This window comes from Caenibius sp. WL, from assembly GCF_019803445.1.
GTDB lineage: Bacteria > Pseudomonadota > Alphaproteobacteria > Sphingomonadales > Sphingomonadaceae > Caenibius.
The window spans coordinates 2,710,927-2,737,181 of sequence record NZ_CP081844.1 but is presented as its reverse complement, the minus strand read 5'-3'; the positions used below and the strand labels follow the sequence as shown (position 1 = coordinate 2,737,181).

Here is a 26,255-nt window from a genome sequence, read left to right as displayed (position 1 = left end):
GCTTCAGCGAGGGAGGGGCGGCAGATCCGACTGCCGTTCCTCCACCGCGAACGTGCGGATGCGGGTGCGGTCGAACAGGCGTTCCTCGTCCTGCGCGATCATCGCGGCAGTGGCAGGTTCGGCCAGCGCGGCAAAGCAGGCATCGCGCGCGGCTTCATCGGGAAAGTCGATTTCCATCACCACGTCGGCATCGTCGTGGCGGTCCTGCCCGTCAAGCGGATGCAGGAACCGGCGAACGTAGCGGGTGGCGTGGCCTGCCAGCACCTGCTCGCCGATGCGGCGATGCGTGTCTTCGTAATAGGCGATGAAATCGGCTTTGTTCATGCCCGCACGCCGCTTGAGCAGAGTGATGACGGTGACGGTCATGCTGCTGCCTCCCGCGTCGATGCCAGCCACCACCGCGTTGCCTCCGCCACTGCTCTCGCCCGTGCGGCAGGATCGGGGAAGCCTTCGCGCAAGGCACGCGAACGCAATTCGATGCTGAGAGGGATATCCGCAGGCAGTGCCGCATAGAGGCCATGCAGGGGCAGGGCGCCTTCGCCGCATTGCCGGCGCAAGTCGATGGCATCGGTGATGACCGCATCGAAATCGGCGGGCTGGGGCCGCTGTGCAGGGGCATCGCAGAACTGCGCATAGGGCAGCAGCGCGGGATCGATGCGGACGATCTCTTCCAGAGCGGTTCCCGACCTGTCGACATGGATCGGATCGATCAGCACCGCGCGCAGATCATGGCCGACCGCATCCAGAATGGACAGTGCGTCCGCCAGCGTTTTCACTTCGGTGAAAATACCGAATTCCAGCGCCACGCGCATCCCGCTGCCTTCCGCATGGCGGCACAGATCGGCAAGGCGGGCGGCAGTGACGGCGCTGTCGGGCTCGGAAGAAACGCACAGGACATGGGCCGCGCCCAATTCCGCGCCGATATCGATCACCCGGCGATGATCGTCCATCGCGCTACCCGGCTTCAACCAGATCACTTCGACATCGAGCACGGGTAGGCCGGTCGCGGCCAGCGCTGCGCGTACCTCGCGGGTGGTGCCTGCGGTCCACCGATCGGGTTCGATCCAGAGACCGACAGCATCGAAACCACCCGCGCGGGCGGCCTCGGCCAGGGTGACAGGCCCGAATTCGGGCAGCACGCCTGAGGCGAGCGAGATCGGGTTCATGCGCTGTGTCCGTCCGATCGGAGCGTGCCTACAATGTCGGTTCGGGGGCGGAAGGATTGTCTTTCAGATACCAGTCCAGCCATTCGTGGAAGTACTGGTTGCCGCGTTCGTTCTTGCCGAAAACCATGTCTTCGTGGGCGCCCGCTTCCAGTCCTTTCTGGATTTCGAGGCCGATGAGATAATCCTCGGTATAGGTCACATCGCGGAAGAAGTTCATCGACGCTTCGACATTGGCGCGATCTTCCTCGTCACGAACCGGTTCGCGGCGCAGATAGTTCAATACCGTGCGGTTCCTGTCCGGCGTCGGCCCGGGGAAAAGCTGGGCCACCTGCGTGATTTCCGGGGCAACGAAGCAGGACACATTGGGGAAGAATATCCGCACGAAATCATAGCCGTTGTTTTCCTGCTCGCCCCATTCCTCACGCGGGAGAGGGCGCAGCGCTTCGGCGATGCGGCGCTGGGGGAAACCGATGCGTATGTTCGGCCCGAACCCTTCGTAATGCATGCAGTTCGAGGGCGTGCGCGGCGCAATGGTTTCGGGGTGGAGCGAGGCGAAGTGATAACCTTCGAGATAGCCATCGAACGCGATCTTCCAGTTCGCCCCCTCGATCACCCGCGATCCGAGATAAGTCCAGTTGGCGAAATCGAGCGCTTCGAAGTCGGCGAGGAATCCGCGGAAATAGCGGTCGAGATCCATGGGGGCATCAGGAGTGAGGCAGACGAAGATCATCCCCGCGCGTTCTTCGCACGGCAATTGGCGCAGGCCGCGTTCGGCCTTGTCGACCTGACCGAAAGTTGAAGCTTCGGCGACACCGATCAGCTTGCCGTCCTGCCCGAAAGTCCAGCCGTGATACTTGCAGATGAAGCGCGGGCAATTGCCATGCCCTTCGTTCGCGACCGGGGCCGCGCGGTGCGAGCAGACGTTGAGAAATGCGCGCACCGTGCCGTCCTTGGCGCGGTTGATCAGCACGGGCACGCCCATCGCGTCCATCGCCTTGTAATCGCCCGGGTTGGGGAGTTCGGCCGTGAAGGCCAGCATCAGCGGTACGCGCTTGAAAACCAGATCCATTTCGGTGCGCCACTGATCCGGGTCGGTATAGCTCGCGGTGGGAACGCGCTGGATATTCTCACCCTGATGAGTCTTCTTGTTCTCGACGTAATCGAGCATGATTTCGGCGACATCGCCCAGACGCTGCACGCGGTCCAACTTCATTCTCCCATACTCAGGGGACGAGGCCCTTGGTTATGCTTCCGGTTGAGCACCGCCGGCGACCGCCCGCAAGCTGCGACAGGTGACAGGTGCGCCGATGGGCAAGCCTCATTCGGCCGTGCTCCATGCCTTCACGAATGGCCCCGGGCGTTCGCTGCGCGGGCGACACTGGCGCCGATTTCCTCGCGGGTGGGATTGCGGCGCAAAGTCAGCCCGCCGTTCACCTGCAGGTTTTCGCCGGTCATGAAGCATTCGTCGCTGGCCAGGAAGACGGCGGCCGCCGCGACATCGCCGCTGGTGCCGATCCGGCCCAGCGGATAGGCGGGCAGGAAGGCGTCGAACAGGCCGGGCACTTCCTTTGCCTCCGCGTTCATCGGCGTATCGGTAAGGCCCGGAGAAATCGAATTGGCGCGAATGCCTTCTGCGCCGAATTCATGCGCGATACAGCGGATCACATGGTCCGTTCCTGCCTTGGTGCCCATGTAGGCGGCATGATCGTTGAGCATGATCGTGGCGGTGGCGGAGCTGATCTGGATGATCGACCCGCCGCGTCCGCCCCGGCTGTGCGCCATTTTCCGGATCATCGCCTGAAAGAATTCGAACGGTCCGATATATTGTAGCGCGCTCATCGCCACGATGTCGTCATGCGTGGTGTCGAGAAAGGGTTTGAGCAAGCCCCAGCCGGTGGCGTTCACCGCGATATCGATCCCGCCAAGGTCCTTCATCGCCCGGTCGGAAAGAGCGGAAAGGCTGGCTTCTCTGGTGATGTCGCAGGTTGCCCATGCACAATCGTTTTCGGCGGCGAAGGCTTCGAGGACATCGGCCTTGCGTCCGGCGACGAGCACATGCGCGCCTTCGGCCAGGAAACGGCGGGCGATGTGCTGGCCCATATTGTCCGGGCTGCTCGCCCCGAGCACGACCGCCGTCTTGCCTGCAAGCCGATCCATGATATCCCTCCTCGGGTTGGTTTTTGCTTCAAGCAGCAGGCTAGCATTCCTCCACACAGGGCCATCCTGATCAAAAAGGGAGTGGCTTCGACCCGGCCGAGAGACAAGAACGGCCGTAGTGTTTGGTATTCTCGGCGAGGAGCGTTTCCCATGGATCTGGGATTGAAAGGCAAGAAAGTTATCCTGACCGGCGGCAGCCGTGGGATCGGGCGTGAAACGGTGGAACTGTTCGCCGCCGAAGGTGCGGACGTGGCCTTCTGTTCGCGCAACGCGGATCAGGTGGCGGAAACCGCTGCTTCCATTGCCCGCCATGGCGGCAAAGTGGTGGGCGAACCGTTCGATATGGAAGCGGGTGCCGATGCCTATCGCGCCTGGTTGGCCTCCGCTGCGGAAAAACTGGGGGGATGCGACATTTTCGTGCCGATGATTTCGACCTCGGGGGCGGGGGCGACAACCGATTGGCAGAAGTCGCTCGATTTCGACATCATGGGGGCGGTGAACGGGCTCGAAGTGCTCGAACCCTATCTTGAAAAATCGGCTGCCGGTTCGATCGTCATCATGGCGTCCACTGCGGGGCTTGAAACTTTCATCATGCCGCAGGGCTATAATGCGTTGAAGGGCGCGCTGATCGTCTATGCCAGCCAGATCAGCCAGTCGCTGGGGCCCAAGGGCATTCGCGTGAACAGCGTTTCGCCGGGGCCGATCAAGTTTCCCGGCGGCAATTGGGAAGCGATCAAGGCAGCAGCGCCCGAACTGCACGATTCGGTGGAATCGCAATTCGCACTGGGCCGTTGGGGTGGGCCGGAAGAAGTGGCGCGCACCGTGGTGTTCCTGGCGAGCCCGGCTTCTTCCTACACCACCGGCACCAATGTCGTGGTCGATGGCGGCTATACCAAGCGGGTTCAATTCTGACGCCTTCGCCCTGCTGCACAAAGCCGGGCGTGGGAGGCAAATAGGAAAGGCGCGGGTCCGGTTATGCCCGCCCGCGCCTTTTTCCGATCTCGGTAATGGTCAGGCGATTTGCAGAACCAGTTTGCCGGTATTCGCGCCGCTGAACAGGCGCATGAACACATCGTAGGTGTTTTCCAACCCTGTCTGCACGTCTTCGTCGATCCGCAGTCTGCCTTCGGCCATCCATTCGGCCATGATCGCGCCAGCTTCCGCAAAGCGCGGTGCATAGTCCATCACCAGATAGCCATAAAGCGTCGCTTCCTGGGCGAGCACTTGCCACAGATTGCGCACGCCGATCCGCTCGGGCGCATTGTATTCGCTGATCAACCCGCACAGGACCACGCGCGCCTTCTTGGCGAGATTCAGTAGTTCGGCATCCATCACGTCGCCGCCTACGTTCTCGAAGATGATATTGGCCCCCTCGGGCAGCGCCGCGTGGATTTCGGCTGCCAGGTGCTCCACTGATTTGCCCTTGTAATCGATGGCGGCATCGAAGCTGTAATCTTCGATCAGCCGGCGGCATTTCTCGCCGCCCCCGGCAATCCCAACGACTTTGAGGCCGGCAATCTTGCCGATCTGGCCGACGACGGAGCCGACCGCGCCCGCAGCCCCTGAAATCAGCAGCGTTTCCCCCGCCTGCGGCTTGGCGACTTCGAGCAGCCCGAAATATCCGGTCAACCCGACCGCGCCCATGGCAGAGAGGTATTTCGAGGGGGAATCGACGATCGATATGTCGACCGGCATTGTGAAACCGCCCGGCGCGGACACCGAATAGTCTTCCAGCGCGTTCATCCCCAGGACCCATTGGCCGGGTGGGAAATCGGGATTGTCCGAGCTGTGAACCACGCCCACCGTCGTGGCGCGCACCGGATCTCCCAACGGGATAGGCGGCATGTAGCTGGGCGCATCGTCCATCCATCCGCGCTGCGCCGGATCAAGCGATGCGTAATGGTTGCGAACCACGAAGCCGCCGGGCGGCGGGGTCGGTATGGCTTCGCTGACGAGGCTGAAATCTTCCGGCACAGGCGTGCCATGCGGCCTGCGGACGAGCAGGAAGCGGCGATTTTCGGGCATCTGTTGTTCTCTCCACGTGAGCAGTCATTGCTTGCGTGATACGGGCCGGGCCGCACCTGTGATAATGGGCAGTTAAACGCAACTGACGATCTATTGCATAGCCTCCCCTGAAAACGGACCGCCCAAAGGCGGCTGTATGGAGGGGGATTGCGATGTTCGTGCATTCACGCAGAAAAGCACTTACCGCCTTGCTGGCGACATCGATGATGGCGGGCCTGGCCGCACCGGCTTGGGCTCAAGGCGAACCTGCGATTTCGGCTGACGATCCGGGGGCGATCATCGTGACTGCCCGGCGCCGCGCTGAATCGATCCAGACAACGCCCGTCGCCGTCACGGCGCTGCAGGGCGCGCAGCTTGAAGGGGCGGCGGCGCTGACGATTGGCGACCTTCAGGGTGCTGCGCCCAACGTGGTGATTACCAGCGGCGGCACTGGGGCAGCCGCAGCCAATATTTCGATCCGCGGGATCGCGTTTGCCGATATTGAGAAGTCGTTCGATCCGGCGGTGGGGGTCAATATCGACGGAGTCTATATCGGGACCTCGACCGGGCAAATGCTCGATTTCTTCGATATCGATTCCATCGAAGTGCTGCGCGGGCCGCAAGGCACGCTGTTCGGCCGCAACACGATCGCCGGCGTGATCAACGTCAAGCGTTCGCGCCCGAAGAATGAGTTTTCCGGCAAGCTGGAACTGGAAGTCGGCAGTTATGGCCGTTTCAGCAGCCGCAACGTGGTGCATGTGCCGGTCGTGCGGGATATTCTGGCGGCCAAGTTCTTCTACATGCATACGCAGAGCAATGGCTATTATCGCGATCTCGCCGATGGCGGGAAGCATCGCGGCGGCACGAACAACGAGAATTTCGGCGCCAGCCTGTTGTTCACCCCATCCTCGAATTTCGAAGCGCTGATTACCGTGGACAAGCAGGTGCAGGATTTCGATCCGGTGCTCGGCAGCCTCACGAAAACCGGCGATGCGTTTGCTGGGGCCATGCCGCCCGCGCTGGTCGATCAGAGCAATACGCGCGGTATCTACAACGTGATCGCGTCGAAATCGCTTTACGGGAAATACCGTTCGCCCGGTGTGACCGCGGAAATGAATCTCGATCTGGGTGGCATCAAACTGACATCGGTGACGGCATACCGCGAAAGCACGGACGATATCATGCAGGACTACGGGTCCGCCGGCCTTTATGCCACCAACCGGGATCAGACATACCACCAGTTCAGCCAGGAATTGCGGGCCAGCGGCAGGATCGGCGATTCATTCGATTATGTCGCCGGGGTTTACTACTTCAAGAGCCGCTATCACCTCGATCAGGCCACATCGGTTTTCGGGGCCGCGCCGACCTTGCAGAGCACGACGGGGTGGTCGGAATCCTATGCCGGGTTCATCGACGTGAACTGGGAAGTGTTGCCCAAGGTCCGTATATCAGGCGGCGGGCGCTACACGCATGACAAGAAGTCGTTGCAGACGGCGTTCACCGATCCCGGCAATCCATCGGCATCTTTCGCTGCGCCGCGCGTGTCGGATACGTGGAACAAGTTTACCCCGAAAATCGGCATCGACTATCGGCCGAACCAGAACCTGATGCTCTATGCATCATGGTCGCGCGGCTATCGTTCGGGCGGGTTTAACGGGCGGGGGCTCACCGTCTATTCTGCGACCTTGCCTTACGAGCCGGAAACCGTGGACGCCTGGGAAGCCGGGCTGAAAAGCGAGCTGTGGGATCGCAAGTTGACGGTGAATCTGGCGGCGTTCTATTCCGACTACAAGGGTATTCAGCAAACGGGGACGGTGGCAGTGCCCGGTATTGCCCTGCCGCAGACGGTGGTCATCAATGCCGCCGCCGCCAAGATCAAGGGGTTTGAAGCGGACGTGACTTTGCGCCCTGTGGATGGCCTGACAGTGCGGGGCGCCTTTGGCTACACCGATGCCAGCTTCCGCGGATTCATTGTCGATCAACCCGTCGCCACCGGTGCGACCACGTCGATCTCGCGGACATTCGATTTTTCCGGGGTGGACATGATCTATGCCCCCAAGATTACCGCTTCGATCAATGCGGAATACACGGTGCCGCTGGAAGGGAAGCTGGATGCGGATCTGAAATTCAACGCCGGTTATCGATACCTTTCGCGCTACGATCAGCAGATTTCCGCCGATCCGGCGATTTATCCCACGGCGATTTCCGCGCCTGCCGGGGCGACGGTGGACGTGCCGCGCAACGATCCGCGTTTGCGCTCCGATGCGCAGAACCTGATCGACATTTCCGCGTCGGTCATTTTCAAACTGAACGACAGCACCAGAGCGCGTGTGACCGGGTTCGTCCGCAATCTGTTGAACGATCGCGGCAGCCAGACAGCGTTCACCGCATCGGCGTTCCCCGTTTACTGGGGCTTCGCGACCGCTCGCGAACCGCGTGTGTTCGGGGCGCAGCTCGGGCTCGAATTCTGATTATGCCTTCTGGCGCACGGTGACACTTTGCCGGGGCCAATGCTCATACCCCCTTTATCGCAATTCTGGAGATGATCATGGGACGTTTGGACGGAAAAGTTGCACTGATAACCGGCGGCGCGTCGGTGCCGGGCCTGGGAAGCGCCACCGCGCAACGCTTTGCCGAAGAAGGGGCGATCGTGTTCATCACCGATCGCGACGGCGATGGCGCGGAGCGGGTGGCGGCGGACATCCGTGCGGCCGGGGGCAAAGCCGAAGCGTTGCCCCATGATGTCGTCAGCGAGGCCGACTGGGACCGCGTTATCGGGGCAATAGAGGCCGGCCATGGGCGCTTGGACATACTGGTGAACAACGCCGGGATTGCCGTGCTGCGGATGCTGGAAGAATTTACCACCGCCGATTGGAAGCTTCAGAACAGTGTCAATCTCGACAGCGTGTTCTACGGCACGCAGCGGGCTGTGAAACTGATGCGCAAGGTGGGCGAGGGCGGATCGATCATCAACATCTCGTCCGTGGCGGGGCTGTTCGGGGTGCAGGGTTGTTCTGCCTATGCAGCGGCGAAAGGCGGTGTGCGGCTGTTTTCGAAAGTGGTGGCGCTGGAATGCGCAAAGGACGGGATTCGTTGCAACAGCGTCCATCCCGGCATGATACTCACCAACATGCAGGGGGTGGCGCAGGAAGACAACGCCGACAATTTCGATTCCACCATGGCTCTGGTTCCGATGGGCTACATGGGCAGCCCGCTCGACATCGCCAACATGAACCTGTTCCTCGCCTCGGACGAGGCGCGCTATATCACAGGCGGTGAATTTGTCGTCGATGGCGGTATGGCCGCGCAGTAAGCAGGAGATGTTCAGCGATCCGCCACCCAGCGGATCGCGTTTTCCACCAAGCGGCGATAGTTCGGATCGTTGTAAACGGCGGCGCCATCGCCTGGCTGAAGATACACGAGCCGTGAAGCCAGCGCCTGCTTCGCCCAGCCGATCACGTTGGAGCCATCGGGATGGTCCCAGCCTTCACGGGTGAACATCTGCCCGCTGACGGCCAATTCGGCCGACCAGAAATGATCGCGGGTGAATGCGGCGGAGGATCGCAGCAGGGGCGTCGCGCCTTCGGGGAAGATCGGACACAGATATAGCTCGTCCACCAGTGTGAAGTGCGGTGGCAGGCCCGCCGTTACAGGATGATCTTGCTCGATGGATATTTCATGCGTCACGTCATGGCGATAGCCGCTGTCCGGCCAGTGCTCCCCGCGCACCGGGCCGGGGTGATAGAGGAACTGGCCGCCCAGCCATTCATGATAATCGCCCCATGTCGGCCAGCCGGCGAGCGCATGGTGGAGTGCGACGATCCCGGTCCCCTGTTCCAGCAGGCGGCGCAGCCCGTCGCGCAGTTCGGGGGAAGGATCGCGGTAGAGCGGTGGGGCTTCCTCGGCCCCGGCTTCGAAATCGAGACCCGGCATATCGTAAAGCACCAGCACATCGAAGCCGCGCATGCCTTCGGGTGACATCAACCGTGCTGCGGCCGGTTGATCGACCATGGTGGCGGAAAGCCCCTCCATTGCCTGAAACATGCCATCGAACGCCGTGCGGTCGAACGGATGCCCGCGCACGGCGACAAGGCATTGCAAGGCGGCGCGATGGCGGATGATCGGCATCAGTCCGCGACTTTGACGATGACTTTGCCGATATTCTTGCCCGAAAGCATCCGGTCGTAAGCAACGAGGACGTTTTCGAGGCCCTGTGTCTCGTCAAATCGCATCTGTAACTGCCCTGCATCGGCCCAGCGGCGCAGTTGCGGCAGGAATTCGCTACCCCGGTGGAGGAAATCGGGAATGAAGAATCCTTCGACCCGCAGCCGCCGCATCAGGATCTGGTCGAATTTCGCCGGGCCGGGCAGTGCTTCGTCGCTGTCGTAAGAGGCCACCATGCCGCAGATGGCCACGCGCCCATAATGGGCCATATTGGGCAATACGGCATCGAGAATTGGGCCCCCGACATTGTCGAAAAAGGCATTGATCCCGCCATCGACTTTGGCCAGTTCGGCTGCGACATCCTGGTTGCGGTAATCGATCGAGAGATCGACGCCGATATCCTCGCGCAGGAACGCACATTTGTCTGGCCCCCCGGCAATGCCGATCACGCGCGCGCCGAGATTGCGCCCGATCTGGCAGGCGAGGCTCCCCGTCGCGCCCGCTGCGGCGGAAACGGCCAGCCATTCGCCCGGCTGGATGGCGGCCACTTCCTTCACACCGACATAGGCAGTCCAGGCGTTCATACCCAAAGTGCCGAAATGCTGGCGGGGATCGGCCACGGTTTCGTCCAGTATCTCAAGGCCTGCCAGATCGGGTATGACGGTGCTGATATCTGCCCATTGGCCAAATCCGCGCACCAGCGCGCCTATGGCAAAGCGGGGATCGCGGCTCTCGCAGACCTGGCCCAGCACCAGCCCGGTCATGGGTGAGCCGAGCGGGAGGGGCGGTTGATAGCCATCTTCGCGCGGGCTCATCCACATCCGCGTACCGGCATCCATCGAAAGCCACTGCACGCGGATGCGGACTTCGCCTTCGTTGAGTGCGGGTAGCGGTGCGCTTTGCAAGCTGAGCGCGCTCGCAAAATCATGGCCCGCAGGATGGCGGTCAAGACGCCAGTAGCGATGGTCGGTCATAGTCGGTTCTCCCTTGAGCGAGGGGTGCCGCGCCAGCCCGCTGCATAAACCTCACGAAAGGGATAGGACTAGTCATTTGGCGAGGACAGGTTTGGGGGCATGTGGGCATATTACAAGGGCGTCTTTCAGGGAGGAGAGACTGAAATGCGTCTCATAAAAAATATGTTGCTCGGATCGAGCGTGCTCGGGCTTGTGGCCTTTGTTCAACCCGCGTTGGCGCAGGAGGCCGATCAGGCTGCCGCCAGCACCGGCGGCGGTGGCTTGACCGATATCGTGGTGACCGCGCGCAAGCGTGAAGAAAGCGCGCAATCGGTTCCCGTGGCGGTTATGGCGATTTCGGGTGAAACGATCCAGAAACGCGATTTTACCAGTATCGAAAAGATCGCCGCCGCGACACCCAGCCTCAACGTCGGGCGCGCATCCAACGGTTCGGGCGCCCAGTTGACCTTGCGGGGCATCGGTTCCTCATCGACTTCCATCGGTATCGAGCAATCGGTCGCGGTCGTGGTCGATGGCGCCTATTACGGCCAGGGTCGCGTGATCCAGGAAGGCTTTTTCGATTTACAGCGGGTCGAAGTGCTGAAAGGCCCGCAGGCGCTGTTCTTCGGTAAGAACGCCACCGCAGGCGTGATTTCGCTGACCACCAACGATCCGGGGTCCGAGGCGGAATTCATCGCCCGTGCCGGATATGAATTCCGTTCGCGCCAGTATCAGGGGGAATTCATCGCTTCCGGTCCGCTGACCGATACGTTGGGGGTACGTTTTGCCGTACGCGGTTCGAAGATGGATCGCGGATACTATCGCAATGTTTCCGTCGACCGAAATTATACCACGGTCGATATCCAGGATATTCTGGCGGGGGGCAGCGGCAATCCGATCACATCCATCGCATCGCCTGCTTCCAGGCACCAGCCGGGTGAGGATGAATTGCTCGCCCGCCTGACGCTGAAATACACGCCGACCGACCGGCTCACGATGACGCTGAAAGGCACATACGATTACAACAAGGTCAACAATTCCTCATGGAACTATGTGGCCTATAATTGCGGTCTGGAAAGCGGGCTCAGCCAGTTGACCGGCTATGCCTGCGATAACAAGTTCGTCACCCACCAGAACAACATGCCGGCCGATATCGCGGCGAATTTCCCTTACGCCAAGAAAGACGGCCAGCTTTACAACCGGTATCGTTCGTGGGCTATCAACGGCAATATCAGTTATGAACTGGATAACTTCGTCATCAATTCGGTGACGAACTACAACACCAACAACAATCGCTGGGCCTGTGCTTGCGATTTCCAGACGAGCGACGCCGGGCAATGGGCGACCGAAAACTCGACCTGGAAGGCCTTTTCGCAGGAATTGCGCGTCACCTCCAGGCTCGATGGTCCGTTCAACGGCATGCTAGGTGCGCTCTATCAGAAAACCCGGCGTGACTTCGGGCAGTACATTGCCTTCGCGGGGCTGCGCAACAGCGCTGCCTCGGCCGAAAATCTCTACATGGCGACGCGCAAGAGCAGCTACACCAAGGGTGAGACTATCGCCATATTCGGCCAGCTTTCGTGGAAGATCATTCCCGAACTCGAGCTTGCCGGCGGCGCGCGTTACACGCACGAAACCAAGCGGAGCTTCTTCACCCAGCCGTACAACAACCCGGGGGTGGTTTCGATCTTCCGGCCGGCGGATGATCCCGATGGTCTCGGCGTGATCCGCGCAAACCAGAAGTTCAACAACTGGTCGCCCGAAGCCACGCTGACTTACAAACCGAACAGCAACCTGCTGATCTACGGTGCCTACAAGACAGCGTACAAGTCGGGCGGGTTTTCGAACGGAGGGATCAACTCGAAATTCTCATCCGATCCGCTGAGCGACCTCACGTTCAATCCGGAAAAGGCACGCGGGTTCGAAGCGGGTATCAAGTCGACGCTGGCCGACAACCAACTGCGCCTCAACCTGACCGCGTTCACTTACAAATATCTCGATCTGCAAGTGGACTTCTTCAATTCACCGATCTTCGCGTTCCAGACGCTGACGGCGGATGCGAAGACCCGTGGGGTGGAACTGGAATTCGAATTCGCTCCGCGCGCGGTGCAGGGTCTGAATATCCATGGCTCGGTCAACTACACCAAGGCGACTTACAGCAAGTTCGCGCAGGCGCCGTGTTATGCGGGCCAGACGATTGCGGAAGGGTGCACGTTCGTCGGCGGTCTGGAAACGCGCCAGAACCTCAACGGCGCTCCGCTCGCCGTGGCTCCGAAATGGACCGGCAATCTGGGCGTGTCCTATGACAGCGAGATCAGCGACAGCCTGAAGTTCGGCATCAATGTGGATGCGCGTTACAGCGGGAGCTATCTGGCATCGGGCTTCGGCAATCCGGACTCGCGCCAGAAAAAATATGTGACGCTGGACGCCGGTGTTCGCTTTGGCGCGGCGGATGACAACTGGGAAATCGCCGTCATTGGCAAGAACCTGACCAACCAGTTCTATGTTGCGGGCGTGGTCGATGGGCCTTCCACCGGGCTCAACACCGGCACTGATGCGGGTGTTCACGCCGATCAACTGGGGTTCGGCAACCTGCCGCGCACGGTCCGGGTGCAGTTGACCAAGCGTTTCTGACTCTTTTGAAAGAAACATGGGGCGGACGGGCGGAGCTGCAAGGCTCCGTCCGTTTGCGTTTGCGTGGGTGCCGTTTGTTCCGCTGTGGTGGGCCACGAGGGGATAGCGACCTAGCGCTATGACTAGCCTTTTTTGAGGCTGGCCAGAAGCTAAAGCGGATGTTGTAAACAAACGGTTGGAACAGCCGCAGGCGCGGCTGGAACGGGGAAGGACGTATGAGCGAAGCCTGGCACAGCGTAATCGAGGAAAGCAGTTTTCCTGAGGAGGGCAAGCTGGCCGTGAAAGTGGGGGGCTGGCATGTCCTGCTTGCCCGGACCGATGACGGTTTTCACGCTGTGAATGATCGCTGCACGCATCAGGCGTCTTTGCTTTCGGGGGGGCGTATCCGCCGGGGTGCGGTGATGTGCCCGCTCCACGGCGCTCGCTTTGAACTCGCCACCGGGCGTTGCCTCGGTTCGGCTTATCGCGATCTGCGGGTTTTCCCGGTTCGGCTCGAAAGCGGCATGATTGAAGTGGCTGTGCCCGATGCGCCCCCCGGCATGGATGAACTTCCCGTTGGCATATGATTTCCTCGCACTAGCCATAGGTTCGTACGGTAGCGGATGGGGCTAGCTTCGTGCGGGAAACAGCGAAGGGAAAGGACTATCATGCCATTTACCGGCCCGGTGGAGGACCGTCTGGCGATCCGCGAATTGCTTGAAACGTATGCCGATGCTGTGACGCGTAACGACGCGCTCGCATGGGGCGCGACCTGGGCCGAAGATGGCGAGTGGTCGCTGCCCGACTACCCCGAAATCGGTACGACAAAAGGCCGTGAGGCGATTGTCGCCATGTGGCTGGAAGCCATGAAAGCCTACCCCGGCATCATGTTCGAAGCCTGGCCGGCCTCGATCGAGGTGGAAGGCGATCATGCGCGCGTGCGCAGCTATACTTCGGAAGTGTACGATCAGGACGGTCTGACCAAGCGGGATCGCGGTGTCTATGAAGATACCTGCGTCAAGCGCGACGGGCAGTGGTTGTTCCACAGCCGCTCGTTCCGCAATATTCACCGTCAGCACGGCCCCAAGGGCGTGTAAACCCCGACCGCGCGCCTTCTTTCCTAATCATGGTGGAAGAAGGCGCGGGGCGGGGCGGGCGTTAGCTCGCTCCAAGCTTGCGCGCGATATCTTCGCGTAACTGATCCTTGCGGATCTTGCCGGAGGCGGTGCGGGGGAAATCCGGCACGAATTCGAAGCGTTCGGGTATCTTCTGTTTTGCAAGGCCGCTCATGGCGACATGGGCGGCCAGTTCTTCTGTCGTCGGGGCTGCGTTGCCGGCGGCGATGATATAGGCGCAAATGCCTTCGCCCAACCGTTCGTGCGGCATGGCGACAACGCTCGCTTCCGCCACGCCGGGATGCGTGTGCAGTGTGTCCTCGATTTCCTTGGCGGAAATGTTTTCGCCGCCGCGAATGATCAGGTCCTTCTTGCGTCCGGTGATCACGATTGCCCCCTCGGCCGTGCGGATACCAAGGTCGCCGGTGCGGAAATAGCCTTCCGCCGTAATCGCCTCGCGGGTTTGCTGTTCGTCGGCATAGCCCATCATCATGCCGGGGCCACGGGCGAGAATTTCACCGGCCTGCCCATCGGGCAGGGGCTGGTCGTCGGCATCGACAACCAGCACATCGTAATCGACGATTTCGCCGTCCGTGGTGGCGGCAAGATCGGCGTTGCCTGGCCAGCCAAACGTCACCAGCGGTACTTCGGATGCGCCGAACACGCGGAAAGGCTGGCAATTGGCGAAGGCTTGCCGGGCCGCCGGGATCAGGTCGTTAGGCACTGCCGCCCCGCCACAGGCGAAATAGCGGAACGACGGGAGAGGGTTTGCCGCCGCCCGGGCGGCATCGGCCAGTTCCACCAGAAACGGGGTTGCGGCGACAGTGCCGACCAACTGGTGACGATCGATGAGTGCGACGGCCATCGCGGCATTCCAGCTTTCCATCAGCACCGTGCGTGTGCCGCAGATCAGCGGAGCTTCCAGCCCGTTGGCATAGCCGGAGACATGCGTGACAGGCGACGGCATCAGCGTCGCTTCGCCCGCGCGCAGCCCCCAGTGTTCCCCGCTCTGGCGCACAATGCGGGACAGCGTCACATGGCTATGCAGCACGCCCTTGGGGCGTCCGGTGGTGCCCGATGTGTAAAGCACCATCTTGACGCCCAGCGGATCGACAGTGGGGCGGGCGAAGCGCTGCCCACGCCCTTGTGCGATCAGCGCGGCATAATCATCCGGCCCTTCTCCGCGCACGATGAAGACATGCGCCAGATCGGGCAGGGCAGGGCGGATACGCTCTGCCATGGCGGCGAAATCGTAATTGCGGAACTGCGCCGCCACGAAGAACGCACGGGCATTGCAATCGGCCAGCATCAGTGAAACTTCGTGATCGCGGTAGATCGGCACGATCGGATTGATGATGAAGCCCGAGAGCGCGGCTGCCAGATTGATAACGGCCGCTTCGCGCCAGTTGGGCACCTGAAACCCGATGACATCGCCGGGGCGCATCCCGTGGGCATGCAGCGCGGCGCAGAGTGCTTCGGCATCGGCCAGCAATTCGGCACGGGTCATCTCCTCGTCTCCCTCGACGAAGGCGACGAAATCGGGATCGTGTTCGGTCAGGGCGATAGCCTGGTCGGCAATCGTGCCGTCATCCCAGACCATCGCCTGCGCGTAGGCGCGCTGATGCGGGGCGGGGGTTTCCAGCCATGCCCATGGGGCTGGTTTTCGTTGTGCCATGCTACGCGATTGCCTTTGCCAGGATAGAGCCGCCTGCGATGTCACCAGGCATGTTCTTCGCCGTTCCACTTGTAAAAATCGCCAGAGCGTTCGAGCGGCCATTCTCGTGTCAGCTTGATGATGCTGGCCGCGCTTTCCGCCGGGGAGATATCGGCATCGGGGCCGCCCATATCGGTCTGCACGTAGCCGGGGTGAACGATGCCGATCACGATGCCCCGATCCTTGAGATCAAGCGCGGCGGACCGCATCATGCGGTTCAAGCCGGATTTGGCCGCGACATAGCCATAATATCCGCCATAGGGCCAGGTGGAAGCGGCGAGTTGGCTGGAGAAGTTGATGACCTTGGAGCCCTCGCCGAGACGGGGTAGGAACGCACGCAGCACCCGCAAGGGCCCTTTGAGCATGATTTCGATGGAATCGTCGAAGCCTTCCCAGTCGCCCGGTTCCAGTGCGGCCGGCGTTTTTCCGGTAATCCCGGCGACGTTGTAGATGATATCGACCGGCTCGTTGCCTGTCGCTGCCGCCGCGGCGGCAATCGAGTCATCCGAAGCGACATCGGCCTGATGGATTGCCAGCCGGCCGTTTGCTTCTGACTGCAATGCCGCCAGCGCGGGGGACGAAGGATCGCGTGCCAATGCGTGGACTTGATCACCAGCGGCAAGATGTGCCCTGACCAGTTCCAGCCCAATTCCCCGGGATGCCCCGGAGACAATCACGTTAGCCATTCTTTTTCCTTCCCATAGTCGACACTTCGCCGCACGGCGAAATGCGATCAGCCCGGCGCGGAGGTCGTGCCTGCCGTTTCGCTTTCGTATTGGCCCAATCTGCGCCGCGCCCGCACGCTGTAAAACTATCCTTTCTTCCAGATCGGCCTTGTAGGGCGTAATCAATCGGCGGCATCCCCGTAAACGGTATCGACCATTCGAACGATAAGGTCGCGCACGGCCCTCTGACGTTCTTCGCCGATGATGGCGGCGTTGAACAGCAGGCCGAGATGGGCGGCCTGCGCAAAATCGCTGGCCAGTATCATCTGGTGTACACGCTCCCCCCATTGTGGAAAGGCTTCGGCCATTTCGCGTGTCCAGATTGCGTCGAAGCGGCGGGTTGCCGGGATCAGCACACGTTCGAGTTCCGGGTCTGTGCGGGCCGCCATCGCCAGTTCGAGATAGGCCATGAATTCCCGGCGTTGCAGGATGCGCCAATACAGTTCGGTGGCGTGCTTCAGCGTCCGGTCGGTGTCATCCAGGCGGAGCTGGGGGTATTCCTTCAGGAAATGTTGCATCCGGCGGTACAGCACATAGTCGACCAGCGCAGCGACCAGTTCCATCTTGTTGGCATAATGGTGATGCATGGCGCCGCGGGAAATGCCTGCTCGCTTGGTGACTTCGCTCGTCGTCAGGCCGATGTAGCCGCAAGAAACCAGGCATTCGATCGCCGCTTCGAGAATAGCCTCGCGCGTCAGCGAACTCTTGCGTTGCTGCCAACGGGTCTCGTCATCCGGGCCGCTGCCCCGGCGGATCTCTTTGAGTACCTGCTTGTCTCTGGGTGAAGTCATCGGCGTACTGTCTCGTGCGTTATGGGTGTCTGCAAGTGGTCCCATGTGGCCCTAGTCAAAGTCTCAGTATGCATTTTCCCATGCCTGCGCCACAAAAACCGGCACATCATCCGGTTATTTATGATGGCGGGACGAAGCCGGCATAAGGCGGCGCAATTCCGGCCGTCGGTTGGGAGGAGAGGACATGTTTAGGGAAGAGATGAAATTGCTACTTTCGGGATTGTCTGTGGCGGCCATCGCTGGCGCCCAGGCCCATGCACAGGAGGCGCCCGCCGCCGATCCGGTCCCGGCGAGTGGAATCGGTGAAATCGTCGTTACCGCGCAGAAGAAAGCGGAAAACCTCCAGACTGTGCCGATTGCGGTGACCGCGCTGAACGCGGCGGCGCTCGACCGGACGATCTCCCCCGATCTCAAGGCGCTGAACGGTTCGGTTCCCAGCCTGGTGGTGACCAGTGTGGTCAATTCCGGCCTGACCGCCGCCGTTTCGATTCGTGGCATCGGGGTGCAGGAGGCGGACGGCTTTCTCGATCCGGCGGTCGGCACCGTGGTCGATGGCGTTTATCAAGGCAGCAACACCACGGCGCTGCTCGATCTGTTCGATATCGAACAGATCGAAGTGCTGCGCGGGCCGCAGGGCACGATCTTCGGTGCGAACACTATCGGCGGGGTGATCAACGTCACCACCAAAAAACCCGATGTTCATGACTTCACCGTCTCCGGCAAGATCACTGCCGGCAACTATGGCAGGATGGATGCGATGGCGGCGGTCAACGTGCCCTTGGTGGAAGACAGGTTGGGCTTGCGTATCACCGCGATGCACAAGGGCGATGATGGCTTCTATCGCAGCACGGTGAACGGCAAGCGCCTGGGCGGGCAGAACGTCAACGCGGGCCGGATAGCGTTGCGGTATGAAGAGGGCGGGCTCGACGCCACATTGGTTGCGGAGTTGGCGCGTGGGCGTAACGATGGCCCGGTGGTGGTCAATTACAGCACGCCGGGTATGACGACATATGTTCCTGGTGAATCCTATAGCCTGACTGATCGCATCCGTTATCGGACCGGCGGTGACAGGGGCTATTCCGATTACGATGTGTTCGGCACAACCCTGACGTTGAATTACGATACCGGCCCGGTACGGCTGACTTCGATCACCAATTACCGCAAGGTCAAGCTGGATGAATTCACCGATCAGGACGGCACATCCGCCCAGATATTCGCTACGAGCCGCATCACGAAGAACTGGCAATTCAGCCAGGAACTGCGCGCTACGGTCAACCCCACCTCCAGCACCGAATTGCTGGTCGGCGGCTATTATCTGAAGAAGAATTACAAGCTCGATCAGGACGGGCAGTACCTTTACACCGGTGATTACCGCGGCCTGCTTTACAATGATCAGGACGATGAATCGCTGGCGCTCTTCGCGCAGGGTTATGTCAATGTTACCGATGCGCTGAAACTGACAGCCGGCGTGCGCTGGACGGATCAGAAGAAGACCATGACGATCGGCAACCGGACATTCCTGGGGGGCGATTATCTGGGGCCATGGGAATATCAGACCAGATCCGCCAATTGGCAGCACTGGGGCTGGCGTCTGGGGCTCGATTACAAGATCACCAACGATCACTTCTTCTACGTGAGCTACGTTCGCGGTGCGCACTCCGGCGGCTTTTCTGGCCGCACCATCATTCTGCAACCTTACGGCCCGGAAAAGGTCGATACGATCGAGGCGGGGCTGAAGACCAGCTGGCTCGACAACCGTCTGCGGTTCAACATCGCGGCCTTCACCACCACTTATCGCGATCTGCAAGTCGATACGCTGACCTATTTCGGCAACACGATGATCTCGACGATCGTCAACGCGGGCAAGGCCAAGATGGATGGTGTCGAGGCCGAAATGACAATCGTTCCGGTCGATGGCCTGACTCTGGGTGCCAATCTCAGCTATCTCGATGCGCGCTACAAGCAGTTCCGCTGCGATATCGATGGCCAGGCTGCGGCGCCGGAAGATTACGTCGATTGCACCAATCTGAAGCTGCGCAACGCCCCCAAGTTGCAGGCGGGTGCCCGGGTGACTTACGAATTCGCGGTGGGCGGTGGAAAGGCCACTCTGTTCGGCGGCTGGAACCACACCAGCCGGCGCGAAACCGATACGCGCAACGCGCTCGTCGGCCGTGTGCCCAAACTCGATCTGTTCGATGCCAGCGTGAAATGGGCCCCGGATAATGATCGCTGGAGCGTGACCGTGTGGGGCAAGAACCTCTCGAACGAGAAATATCGCGCTTCCGGCTATTTCGCCGCGCTGGCGGGTTCTCCGGGGTTTGAAAACTTCGTGGTGCTGGGCCCCCCGCGTGAATGGGGCGTCACTTTCGGGTTCGATTTCTGATCGGCGAGGCCTGCGGCCCTGGCACGCAAGACGCATCAGGGCCGGGCGCGAAAGCGCAGCGTGATGATCGCCGCAAGAGAAATGGAGAGAAACGATGACCCGGATGCCACAGCAGGTTCGTGAAGCGCTGCAGGATCTGATGACGGATTATTGCTACGCCGTGGATGGCCTCAAGGATGTGGAGCCGCTGCTCGATTTGTTCACCGATGATGCCGTGGCCGACCTTTCGGCGATCGGCCTGCCCCTGATGGATGGGAAGAAGGCGATCCGTGCGTTCTTCGATGGCGTGTTCGCGGACATGACGCATCACTTCCACATGATCTCCAATTTCCGTCCGCAGAGCTGGGATGGCGAAGCCGGCGCGATGACCGCGTACGTCATCGGCATGGGCCGCGCGAAGGATGGCAACACGGTGACGGTGCAAGTCCATTATCGCATGGAATGCGTGCAACAGGCCGATCGCTGGCGCTGCCGCCACTACACGATCACGCCGATGATGCCGATGCCCGGCTCGCTCGAAGAAATTCACGGCAACCATTGAGTGAGAGGCTGACCATGGCAACGATCATGCAAGATCAGGCGGGCAAGCCCGGCTATCCCACGCATCCCGATGCGCAGTTGCCCCATGCGCGGGGCGATGCGATCACTGGCGACCGCTATTGGAGCAAGGACTTCGCCGCGCGTGAATGGGAACACATGTGGCAGAAGGTTTGGCACGTGGGTGGCCGGGCCAGCCAACTGGAGGAACCGGGCGATTTCATCACGCATGAATTCATGCATGAATCGATCTTGATGGTGAAACAGGAAGACGGTTCGATCCGGGCTTTCTTCAATGTCTGCATGCACCGCGGCAATCGGCTGGTAAACACGGCCGAAGGTGGCGTCGCAACGCATTTCACCTGCCCCTATCACAACTGGAAATATGCCCTCGATGGCAAGCTCGATCAGGTGCAGGATCCGGAGGATTTTGACGTCAACCCATGCGGAAAATTGGCGTTGAAGGAACTGCCCTGCGATACCTGGGGCGGTTTCGTCTTTTTCAGTTTCGATCAGAACGCGAAGCCGCTGCTCGATTTTCTCGATCCTATTCCCACACTCCTCGCGAACCGTGATCTGGAGAACTGGAAGCGCGTCGTCTGGCGGCGGTTGCGCGTCAACACCAACTGGAAATTCGCGTCGGACAATTTCAACGAGGCCTATCATATCCCGGCGGTGCATCCGCAGTTCGAACCGATGATCGACGATCACTATTCGACCACGGTGTTCGAAATGTATCCCAACGGGCACAACCGCATGATCGAGAAACTGCAGCCTTCATCGCGCTATGCCGATGCGCAGATGGTGAAACCGCTATGGGCGCAGGTTCTATCGGAATGGGATATCGATCCGGCCGATTTCGAAGGCCGCGCGCAAGAAGGGCGCATTGCGTTACAGGAAGCACGGCGGCGGCTGGGGCCGGAACGCGGCCATCATCACTTCGCGGTTTTCACCGACGATGAGCTGACCGACCAGATTCACCATACGGTGTTCCCGAACCTGACACTGACGGGGACGGCGGAGGGTCTTCATGTTTTTCGTACGGAACCCGATGCCGACGATCCCAATTGGTCGACGTTCGACTACTGGTATCTGGCGGCCCCGGTGGAAGGGATGAACGAAGTGGGGACGCTCTATGGGATGCGGCCTTATGAAGAAGCGGAATTCGAAGATGCCGATTTCAGCGACTATCAGACGACGATTGCGCAAGGCGATTTTCTCGAACAGGACTTGTCACTGGCAGTGACGCAACAACGAGGTTTGCATTCCATGGCGTTCACGGAAGCCTATCTCTCGCGTCAGGAAACGCGGGTGCGGCGGTTCCACGAAGTGATCAACGATTATCTGGCAGGACGCCGTTGATCGCGCATGGGGTCATTTCGATGATCGTTGCGCGGTAACCTATGCTTTCGGCAAGGTGACGTACGGCCAAGCGGGGGGCAGAACCTGCGGAAACAGATACGGACATTGGGTTGAAGGAGTGTGATATGGCAGAGCGCGACCCCGAATTTGGCGGCGCCCGCAGCCCAGGCGTCAGTTGGGTAGAGTTGATGGAGGCGGATTCCCGCCCGGCGCCTGACAGTCTGGTCGAAGATCATTACGAATATCTCGGTTCCGAACCGATCCCGGCGGAATGCTATACGAGCGCGGAATTCGCCCGGCTGGAACAGGAACGGATGTGGCCTTACGTCTGGCAGTTCGCCGCGCGTGAGGAGGATATTCCCGAGGCCGGTGATTACACGGTGTTCGAAAACGCGGGGCGTTCCTGGATACTTTCACGCCAGGACGATGGTTCCGTTCGCGCGTTCCACAATGTCTGCCTCCATCGCGGGCGCAAGCTGCGTACGGAAGACGGTGTGGCCGATAAGTTCGTCTGTCCGTTCCACGGTTTCAGTTGGAACAAGGATGGCAGTTTTGCCTCCATGCCGTGTTCCTGGGATTTCAAGCATCTTTCGCATGAAGAACTGCGTTTGCCTGATGCGGAAGTGGCGCGTTGGGCCGGATATATCTTCCTGCGTGAAGAGCGCGGCGGGCCGAGCCTGGAGGAGTTTCTCGCCCCGCTGCCCCAGCATTTCGCGCGCTGGCGGCACGAGGAATGTGCCACAGTCGTCTGGGTGGGCAAGGAAGTGGCGGCCAACTGGAAAGTGACGGCCGAGGCGTTCATGGAAGCATGGCACACGGTCATCACGCATCCGCAATTGCTGCCCTTCACCGGAGATTGCAACAGCGCCTACATGAACTGGGGCGACAACGTGAACGCCAATCTGGTTCCGTTCGGGGTACTCAGCCCGCATGTCGACGCAGAGGGGAAGAGCGAACAGTGGATCGTTGACGAATTCATCAAGTACAACGGCCGTTCGTCTGACAATTACGATCCGTCCGGCGATCCTTACGCGGTCGACGTGCCGCAAGGGCAGACCGCGCGCGCGGCGCTCGGTGCGGCCCTGCGCAAGACCTATGCCGAACAGACCGGCTACGATCACGAACAGGCGACGGATTCGGAACTGCTGGATGCGCTGGTCTATAACGTGTTTCCCAATTTCGGCCCTTGGGGCGGCTTCATGCCGAATATCGTCTATCGCTGGCGCCCCGGGAAAACGCCGGATACCTGCCTGATGGAAGTGCGCGTGCTGGCCCGTGTCAAGCAAGGTGAGCCGATGCCGCGCGGTGTGCCGATGCACTATCTCACGATCGATCAGCCATGGACCGACGCCGCGGAACTCGGCGGGCTCGGCGATGTGCTCGATCAGGATATGGGGAATTTGCCGTTCGTGCAGGAAGGCCTGCACTGTTCCAAAAGCGGCAAGGTGCAACTGGCCAATTATCAGGAAATCCGCATCCGGCAATTCCACCAGACATTGATGAAATATATCGACGGGTCGCTGGGGGCGAAGGCGTGAGCGGTGCTGGCGAGGGGGAGGTTCACCCCCCACGGATCGACTGCGTCCTTGTGTGTGGCGGTGTCTGGCATGACATGGATTTTGCCCGGCTCGAGTTGCTCAAGTTGCTGGCGGAAGATCCGCGCATCCGCACGCGGGTGTTCGAGAATTATGAAACGGTCGAGGCGATCGAAGCGGCTGATATTCTCATCACCTATACCTGCGATGTTACCCCTTCGCTGAAAGCGCAGGAGGCGCTGCGCGACTGGCTGGAGCGCGGTGGCCGCTGGTACGCGCTGCATGGCACCAATTCCGTGCTGCGCCTGCTGGACAACGGCTTGTGGGATGCCCCCCGCTGGGCCCCGCTGTTCATGGATCTGGTGGGCAGCCAGTTCATCTCGCATCCGCCGATCGCGCCTTACACCGTGACGGTCGCCGACCCGGCGCATCCGTTGGTGCAGGGGGTGGAGCCCTTCGACACCACCGATGAACTCTATCACATGGAGACGCATGGCGATCTGCATGTTCTGCTGGAAACCGAATGCACGCAGCCGGGCACGGGTTTCGTTGAAGCGGATGGCGCACCGGGCAAACATCCGGTCTATTACATCAAGGAGCATGGCCGGGGGGCGGTGCTCTATCTGACGCTTGGCCATTGCCGCGGACATTACGATTTGCAGCCCATGGTCGATTGGTGGCCCACGGTGGACCGCTGCGCTTGGGATTTGCCGGTATTCTACGATCTGCTGCGGCGGGGGATCGGCTGGTTGAAAGAACGTGCGCCAGCCTGATCAGCGGGAATGTGGAAATGGCTGGATCGGTTGGAATGAGGTAGACCGATCCAGCCATTTTCATTTGTATGACCAGGGGCGTGTCCGGGTTTCCGATCAAACGGTGTTGGCGTAGCGGTTCAGTGCGATTTCGGGGCTGTCAGGCCAACGGGAAAGGGTCAGCAGGCGTTTGTGGGCATGGCCGATGGACAGTTCATCGGTCACCCCCATGCCGCCATGCATTTGCACCATTTCCTGGCTCAACGTGATCGAGGCCGGACCGACAAAGGCGCGCAGACCCTGTACGGCCGAGGTAAACCGGTCGCTGCCATGACTGATCAGGGCAAGATGCAACAGGCCGCGGCACTGCTCCAGCACCGCGTACTGCGTGGCCATACGGTGCTGGAGCGCCTGAAACGAGCCAAGCTTGACGCCGAATTGTTCGCGCGTGTTCAGGTATTCCAGAGTTTCTGCGAAGCTGCGTTCCATGATACCCAGCGCTTCGGCAGCGCGCGCAAGATTCGCAAAATCTTCCGCAGCTTCCACTGCTGCCCATCCGCCGTTCAGCCGTTGGCTTTCCGCAACCGCAACATCATCCAGCGTGAGCCATGCCGCCATGCTGCCATCGGTCATCCGCCAGTTTTCGGTTTTGATACCGGGGCTGTCGGCGGGAACGAAGAACAACGCGGCGCCATCAGCATCGTCCGGCGCGCCATGGGTGCGGGCGACGACGATATAGGCACCGGCGCCGGCGCCGGCCGGAACGCAAGTCTTGATGCCCGAGAGACGATAGCCCGCGCCATCGATACGCGCTGCGGTTTCGGTCCAGAGGAGGCCGGGGCGGCCATGGATTTCCGTGTTGGCCAAGGCAATGCGTTGCTCGCCCGTCAGAATACCGGGTAGCCATGCATCGCGCAGATCTTGATCCGCACAGCTTGCAAACAGCCGCCCGGCCAGAAGCACGTTTTCGATCAAAGGTTCGACCACCAATCCGCGGCCCAGCGCCTCGAAGATCGTGGCAATCCCGGTGGCGCCCAGATCGAGCCCGCCGTCCTTCTCGTCAAACATGGCGCCGATCAGCCCCAGTTCGCCCAGCAGAGCCCAGTTCGTTTGTGAATAGCCGTTGGCTTCGGCCAGAAAAGTACGCCTGCTTTCAAAATCGTAATTGTCGGTGACGAAACGTTCGGCCAGCGCCTTCAGCATTTCTTCGTCTTCGCTGAGATCGAAATTCACCTGATACTCCCTCTTTCCGATCGGGCTGTATCATCAATCGATCCCGCGCTGCGCTGGGCAAAAAGCTAGGGGTAACGGTCTGCTCCTGCATGGCGAACCAATTGTGTCTCATGGCCAATGGCGATACTCATGGCCGGGAGAGGAAAAAATGGTGCTTCTATCCCAAGAGAACATCGATGCGGTTCGCGTCACCGGCCCGGAGAAAATTCGGCCGGCTGCCGAAGCGCTTCATCGGATCGCGCATGCACATGGCATGCGGGTGGCCCCGGCGCACGATATCGCAGACAAAAGGACGCCGGTTGATGCCGAAGGAAATATCCTGGCCCATTCGGTATTCGGTTGGCCGGATGAAGAGCGGGTGTGGTGGCGCAATTCGAAGCTGGCGCTGGATTCTCCGCTGACTGCGGCATGCCGGTTCGAAAGTCAGCCGTTCTGGGTGAATGCGGGCGGTTTCCGGACGATGGAACACAACCCTTATCTGGAATCGGTCGATCTCACCAATTTCGAACACCGCGCGTTGACCAAGGCAGCGATTGTTGTGCCGGTGCATTTGCCGTTCGGGCAGATCGGTGCGGTCAGCTTCAACCCGGAAGACCGGGATAAGACCGACCTGACCGAGGACTTCGCCCTGCTAGGTGATGCCTTTGGTCTGTATGCGCGAACTTTTATCGCCACCTATGTGCAGGTGATGGGTACGCATCAGGCGCTGCCACCGGATTCGCGTCTGTCCAAACGTGAGGTGGAATGTCTGCGCTGGGCGGCAATCGGGAAGACCGATCTGGAAATCAGCATGATCATGTCGCGCAGCCGGGCAACGGTGCGGTTCCACATCCACAACGCGGCGACCAAGCTCAACGCTGTCAATCGCAGCCAGACCGTCTTCAAAGCGGCGCAACTGGGCTATATCTCACTCGCCAAAAAGTGAGGATGGTTTTGCCCTAGTGTCCGGTTTCGGCCGGGAACCGGGCATGCGTGTGCTGCAGGGAAGCGCATTACAACAAGACCCTAGCGTTTTGATGAGTCGGAAAGGTTGCAGGACGGCCTAAAGGTT

At 60.6% G+C, this 26,255-nt stretch carries 23 protein-coding genes; 12 read left to right on the top strand and 11 right to left on the bottom strand.

The window, feature by feature from the left end; all coding sequences use genetic code 11:
- Positions 1 to 3: 3 nt before the first annotated feature.
- From K5X80_RS13015 to K5X80_RS13000, 4 genes are all read right to left on the bottom strand, one after another.
- Positions 4 to 366: an EthD domain-containing protein gene (locus K5X80_RS13015; RefSeq protein WP_222558148.1), complete on the bottom strand. Its 363-nt coding sequence runs from the start codon at positions 364 to 366 to the stop codon at positions 4 to 6.
- Positions 363 to 1,166 carry a sugar phosphate isomerase/epimerase family protein gene (locus K5X80_RS13010; protein WP_222558147.1) on the bottom strand — a complete coding sequence of 268 codons (804 nt, stop codon included), beginning with the start codon at positions 1,164 to 1,166 and terminating at the stop codon, positions 363 to 365. Before K5X80_RS13010 ends, K5X80_RS13015 begins: the two co-directional genes overlap by 4 nt.
- A 28-nt stretch (positions 1,167 to 1,194) precedes the next feature.
- A complete protein-coding gene (locus K5X80_RS13005; protein ID WP_222558146.1) occupies positions 1,195 to 2,379 on the bottom strand; it encodes an aromatic ring-hydroxylating oxygenase subunit alpha in 1,185 nt (394 codons plus the stop codon).
- Positions 2,380 to 2,507: 128 nt separating this feature from the next.
- A complete protein-coding gene (locus K5X80_RS13000; RefSeq protein WP_222558145.1) occupies positions 2,508 to 3,323 on the bottom strand; it encodes an SDR family NAD(P)-dependent oxidoreductase in 816 nt (271 codons plus the stop codon).
- Positions 3,324 to 3,473: 150 nt separating this feature from the next.
- Here K5X80_RS13000 and K5X80_RS12995 point away from each other — a divergent pair, with 150 nt between their 5' ends.
- Positions 3,474 to 4,235, top strand: a complete 762-nt coding sequence (locus tag K5X80_RS12995) for an SDR family NAD(P)-dependent oxidoreductase (protein WP_222558144.1) — start codon at positions 3,474 to 3,476, stop codon at positions 4,233 to 4,235.
- A 99-nt stretch (positions 4,236 to 4,334) separates the two neighbouring features.
- Here K5X80_RS12995 and K5X80_RS12990 read toward each other — a convergent pair whose 3' ends face one another.
- A complete protein-coding gene (locus K5X80_RS12990) occupies positions 4,335 to 5,348 on the bottom strand; it encodes an NADP-dependent oxidoreductase (protein WP_222558143.1) in 1,014 nt (337 codons plus the stop codon).
- Positions 5,349 to 5,500: 152 nt separating this feature from the next.
- Between K5X80_RS12990 and K5X80_RS12985 the strand changes: the two genes are divergently transcribed.
- Both K5X80_RS12985 and K5X80_RS12980 read left to right on the top strand, forming a co-directional pair.
- On the top strand, positions 5,501 to 7,798 hold the full coding sequence (locus K5X80_RS12985; RefSeq protein ID WP_502778347.1) for a TonB-dependent receptor: 2,298 nt from the start codon (positions 5,501 to 5,503) through the stop codon (positions 7,796 to 7,798).
- 77 nt (positions 7,799 to 7,875) lie between these two features.
- Complete coding sequence (locus K5X80_RS12980) at positions 7,876 to 8,640, top strand: SDR family NAD(P)-dependent oxidoreductase (RefSeq protein WP_222558141.1); 765 nt, start codon at positions 7,876 to 7,878, stop codon at positions 8,638 to 8,640.
- An 11-nt stretch (positions 8,641 to 8,651) separates the two neighbouring features.
- Here the strand turns inward: K5X80_RS12980 and K5X80_RS12975 are convergent, their stop codons facing one another.
- Entirely contained in the window at positions 8,652 to 9,455 is an 804-nt protein-coding gene (locus K5X80_RS12975; RefSeq protein WP_222558140.1) for a ThuA domain-containing protein, read from the bottom strand.
- Entirely contained in the window at positions 9,455 to 10,465 is a 1,011-nt protein-coding gene (locus K5X80_RS12970) for an NADP-dependent oxidoreductase (RefSeq protein ID WP_222558139.1), read from the bottom strand. Before K5X80_RS12970 ends, K5X80_RS12975 begins: the two co-directional genes overlap by 1 nt.
- Positions 10,466 to 10,609: 144 nt before the next feature.
- Between K5X80_RS12970 and K5X80_RS12965 the strand changes: the two genes are divergently transcribed.
- From K5X80_RS12965 to K5X80_RS12955, 3 genes are all read left to right on the top strand, one after another.
- Positions 10,610 to 13,078, top strand: a complete 2,469-nt coding sequence (locus K5X80_RS12965) for a TonB-dependent receptor (RefSeq protein ID WP_222558138.1) — start codon at positions 10,610 to 10,612, stop codon at positions 13,076 to 13,078.
- Positions 13,079 to 13,293: 215 nt separating this feature from the next.
- Positions 13,294 to 13,644 carry a Rieske (2Fe-2S) protein gene (locus tag K5X80_RS12960; RefSeq protein ID WP_222558137.1) on the top strand — a complete coding sequence of 117 codons (351 nt, stop codon included), beginning with the start codon at positions 13,294 to 13,296 and terminating at the stop codon, positions 13,642 to 13,644.
- Positions 13,645 to 13,725: 81 nt separating this feature from the next.
- On the top strand, positions 13,726 to 14,154 hold the full coding sequence (locus tag K5X80_RS12955) for a nuclear transport factor 2 family protein (protein ID WP_222558136.1): 429 nt from the start codon (positions 13,726 to 13,728) through the stop codon (positions 14,152 to 14,154).
- Positions 14,155 to 14,215: 61 nt separating this feature from the next.
- Here the strand turns inward: K5X80_RS12955 and K5X80_RS12950 are convergent, their stop codons facing one another.
- From K5X80_RS12950 to K5X80_RS12940, 3 genes are all read right to left on the bottom strand, one after another.
- The gene (locus K5X80_RS12950) at positions 14,216 to 15,847 is read right to left on the bottom strand and encodes an AMP-binding protein (RefSeq protein ID WP_222558135.1); all 1,632 of its coding nucleotides are present in this window, start codon (positions 15,845 to 15,847) and stop codon (positions 14,216 to 14,218) included.
- 41 nt (positions 15,848 to 15,888) lie between these two features.
- Entirely contained in the window at positions 15,889 to 16,572 is a 684-nt protein-coding gene (locus tag K5X80_RS12945; protein WP_222558134.1) for an SDR family NAD(P)-dependent oxidoreductase, read from the bottom strand.
- Between the two features lie 161 nt (positions 16,573 to 16,733).
- Positions 16,734 to 17,402, bottom strand: a complete 669-nt coding sequence (locus tag K5X80_RS12940; protein WP_222558133.1) for a TetR/AcrR family transcriptional regulator — start codon at positions 17,400 to 17,402, stop codon at positions 16,734 to 16,736.
- A gap of 184 nt (positions 17,403 to 17,586) precedes the next feature.
- Here K5X80_RS12940 and K5X80_RS12935 point away from each other — a divergent pair, with 184 nt between their 5' ends.
- From K5X80_RS12935 to K5X80_RS12915, 5 genes are all read left to right on the top strand, one after another.
- Complete coding sequence (locus tag K5X80_RS12935; RefSeq protein ID WP_222558132.1) at positions 17,587 to 19,785, top strand: TonB-dependent receptor; 2,199 nt, start codon at positions 17,587 to 17,589, stop codon at positions 19,783 to 19,785.
- Between the two features lie 94 nt (positions 19,786 to 19,879).
- Positions 19,880 to 20,326, top strand: a complete 447-nt coding sequence (locus K5X80_RS12930; RefSeq protein ID WP_222558131.1) for a nuclear transport factor 2 family protein — start codon at positions 19,880 to 19,882, stop codon at positions 20,324 to 20,326.
- Positions 20,327 to 20,340: 14 nt separating this feature from the next.
- Positions 20,341 to 21,684 carry an aromatic ring-hydroxylating oxygenase subunit alpha gene (locus K5X80_RS12925; RefSeq protein ID WP_222558130.1) on the top strand — a complete coding sequence of 448 codons (1,344 nt, stop codon included), beginning with the start codon at positions 20,341 to 20,343 and terminating at the stop codon, positions 21,682 to 21,684.
- Positions 21,685 to 21,809: 125 nt separating this feature from the next.
- A complete protein-coding gene (locus K5X80_RS12920; RefSeq protein WP_222558129.1) occupies positions 21,810 to 23,222 on the top strand; it encodes an aromatic ring-hydroxylating oxygenase subunit alpha in 1,413 nt (470 codons plus the stop codon).
- 74 nt (positions 23,223 to 23,296) lie between these two features.
- Entirely contained in the window at positions 23,297 to 23,992 is a 696-nt protein-coding gene (locus K5X80_RS12915; protein WP_222558128.1) for a ThuA domain-containing protein, read from the top strand.
- A 96-nt stretch (positions 23,993 to 24,088) separates the two neighbouring features.
- On the opposite strand, the gene K5X80_RS12910 is transcribed toward K5X80_RS12915, so the two are convergent.
- Positions 24,089 to 25,204: an acyl-CoA dehydrogenase family protein gene (locus K5X80_RS12910; protein WP_222558127.1), complete on the bottom strand. Its 1,116-nt coding sequence runs from the start codon at positions 25,202 to 25,204 to the stop codon at positions 24,089 to 24,091.
- A gap of 148 nt (positions 25,205 to 25,352) precedes the next feature.
- Between K5X80_RS12910 and K5X80_RS12905 the strand changes: the two genes are divergently transcribed.
- Complete coding sequence (locus K5X80_RS12905) at positions 25,353 to 26,129, top strand: helix-turn-helix transcriptional regulator (RefSeq protein ID WP_222558126.1); 777 nt, start codon at positions 25,353 to 25,355, stop codon at positions 26,127 to 26,129.
- Positions 26,130 to 26,255 lie beyond the last annotated feature (126 nt).

Bases quoted from the DNA above. Each gene is read 5' to 3' on its own strand.
- K5X80_RS13015 (WP_222558148.1), bottom strand. From the start codon at position 366: ATGACCGTCACCGTCATCACTCTGCTCAAGCGGCGTGCGGGCATGAAC.
- K5X80_RS13010 (WP_222558147.1), bottom strand. From the start codon at position 1,166: ATGAACCCGATCTCGCTCGCCTCAGGCGTGCTGCCCGAATTCGGGCCT.
- K5X80_RS13005 (WP_222558146.1), bottom strand. From the start codon at position 2,379: ATGAAGTTGGACCGCGTGCAGCGTCTGGGCGATGTCGCCGAAATCATG.
- K5X80_RS13000 (WP_222558145.1), bottom strand. From the start codon at position 3,323: ATGGATCGGCTTGCAGGCAAGACGGCGGTCGTGCTCGGGGCGAGCAGC.
- K5X80_RS12995 (WP_222558144.1), top strand. From the start codon at position 3,474: ATGGATCTGGGATTGAAAGGCAAGAAAGTTATCCTGACCGGCGGCAGC.
- K5X80_RS12990 (WP_222558143.1), bottom strand. From the start codon at position 5,348: ATGCCCGAAAATCGCCGCTTCCTGCTCGTCCGCAGGCCGCATGGCACG.
- K5X80_RS12985 (WP_502778347.1), top strand. From the start codon at position 5,501: ATGTTCGTGCATTCACGCAGAAAAGCACTTACCGCCTTGCTGGCGACA.
- K5X80_RS12980 (WP_222558141.1), top strand. From the start codon at position 7,876: ATGGGACGTTTGGACGGAAAAGTTGCACTGATAACCGGCGGCGCGTCG.
- K5X80_RS12975 (WP_222558140.1), bottom strand. From the start codon at position 9,455: ATGCCGATCATCCGCCATCGCGCCGCCTTGCAATGCCTTGTCGCCGTG.
- K5X80_RS12970 (WP_222558139.1), bottom strand. From the start codon at position 10,465: ATGACCGACCATCGCTACTGGCGTCTTGACCGCCATCCTGCGGGCCAT.
- K5X80_RS12965 (WP_222558138.1), top strand. From the start codon at position 10,610: ATGCGTCTCATAAAAAATATGTTGCTCGGATCGAGCGTGCTCGGGCTT.
- K5X80_RS12960 (WP_222558137.1), top strand. From the start codon at position 13,294: ATGAGCGAAGCCTGGCACAGCGTAATCGAGGAAAGCAGTTTTCCTGAG.
- K5X80_RS12955 (WP_222558136.1), top strand. From the start codon at position 13,726: ATGCCATTTACCGGCCCGGTGGAGGACCGTCTGGCGATCCGCGAATTG.
- K5X80_RS12950 (WP_222558135.1), bottom strand. From the start codon at position 15,847: ATGGCACAACGAAAACCAGCCCCATGGGCATGGCTGGAAACCCCCGCC.
- K5X80_RS12945 (WP_222558134.1), bottom strand. From the start codon at position 16,572: ATGGCTAACGTGATTGTCTCCGGGGCATCCCGGGGAATTGGGCTGGAA.
- K5X80_RS12940 (WP_222558133.1), bottom strand. From the start codon at position 17,402: ATGACTTCACCCAGAGACAAGCAGGTACTCAAAGAGATCCGCCGGGGC.
- K5X80_RS12935 (WP_222558132.1), top strand. From the start codon at position 17,587: ATGTTTAGGGAAGAGATGAAATTGCTACTTTCGGGATTGTCTGTGGCG.
- K5X80_RS12930 (WP_222558131.1), top strand. From the start codon at position 19,880: ATGACCCGGATGCCACAGCAGGTTCGTGAAGCGCTGCAGGATCTGATG.
- K5X80_RS12925 (WP_222558130.1), top strand. From the start codon at position 20,341: ATGGCAACGATCATGCAAGATCAGGCGGGCAAGCCCGGCTATCCCACG.
- K5X80_RS12920 (WP_222558129.1), top strand. From the start codon at position 21,810: ATGGCAGAGCGCGACCCCGAATTTGGCGGCGCCCGCAGCCCAGGCGTC.
- K5X80_RS12915 (WP_222558128.1), top strand. From the start codon at position 23,297: ATGGATTTTGCCCGGCTCGAGTTGCTCAAGTTGCTGGCGGAAGATCCG.
- K5X80_RS12905 (WP_222558126.1), top strand. From the start codon at position 25,353: ATGGTGCTTCTATCCCAAGAGAACATCGATGCGGTTCGCGTCACCGGC.